Origin of the sequence: Streptomyces niphimycinicus (assembly GCF_018883605.1) — a bacterium.
GTDB classification, from domain to species: Bacteria; Actinomycetota; Actinomycetes; order Streptomycetales; family Streptomycetaceae; genus Streptomyces; species Streptomyces niphimycinicus.
Window position 1 is genome coordinate 1 of record NZ_JAHLEM010001334.1, and the last position, 529, is coordinate 529.

The following is a 529-nucleotide window of genomic DNA, read 5'->3' on the forward strand; positions in this document are numbered from 1 at the left end:
CACTCCCGCCACCGAAGCCGCCGGAGCCGCCACCACCGCCGAAGCCGCCGCCGGTGGCGCCACCGCCTCCGCCGAATCCGCTGGAACCGCCCGGACCGCCGAGGCCGCCCGGACCGCCCGGGCCGCCGCCCTGCTGTCCGGAGCCGCCCGAGGGATCGACGATCGCCTCGATCCGCCACTGCACGCCGATGGCGTCCTGGAGCGCCTGCCGCAGGATGTCCTCGCTGCCGCCGCCCACGAAGCTGTCGCGCGCGCCCGCGTTGGAGAAGCCGAGCTGGAGGGTGGTGCCGTCGAAACCGGACACCGTCGCGTTCTGGCTCAGCAGGATCCAGGTGAAGCGGCGGCGGTTCTTGACCGCCTCCAGGATGTCCGGCCACATCTGCCGTACCTGCACGGCGCCCTGCGCCATGCTCGGTGCGCCCTGCGCGGGTGCGGAGGGCGCGGCGGACGCGGGTGGCGAGGTCGGTCCGGAAGACGCGGTCGGCGCGGAGGGCGCGGAGGGCGCCGCGGGCGTCTGCGCAGGTGGACC

At 76.2% G+C, this 529-nt stretch carries 1 pseudogene; it reads right to left on the reverse strand.

The features are described 5' to 3' along the window. Nucleotides 1–529, reverse strand: a pseudogene (locus KN815_RS49620) (DNA polymerase III subunit gamma and tau); the annotation flags it as partial.